We start from the raw sequence: 204 nt of genomic DNA, 5'->3' as shown, positions 1-204 counted from the left end.
GGTTGAAGCTGCACCTGCTGACGTTAGGGATGCTTCTGTGTCGCCGTTCACAAATCCCGAGTAACTTACCGTCAGAGTCGGATTTGCGCTGCCGTAAGGTTTGCTCTTGTCATCGGCTGTCACTATAAGAGACGCTTGGGTTACTGTCAGAGTCCCATCAGCATATGATATTGAATAGTTTGGAGATGATGCGCCGCCTGCTGT

General features: G+C 50.5%; 1 protein-coding gene. It reads right to left on the bottom strand.

All coding sequences use genetic code 11. The features are described from left to right. Positions 1-123, bottom strand: a 123-nt coding sequence (locus DM397_RS24155; protein ID WP_394364547.1) for an MBG domain-containing protein, incomplete at its 3' end; no start/stop codon positions are given. Positions 124-204 lie beyond the last annotated feature (81 nt).

Source organism: Flavobacterium nitrogenifigens (assembly GCF_003254565.1).
Taxonomy (GTDB): domain Bacteria; phylum Bacteroidota; class Bacteroidia; order Flavobacteriales; family Flavobacteriaceae; genus Flavobacterium; species Flavobacterium nitrogenifigens.
The sequence above is the reverse complement of the archived record's forward strand: the minus strand, read 5'-3'. Positions and strand labels throughout refer to the sequence as shown.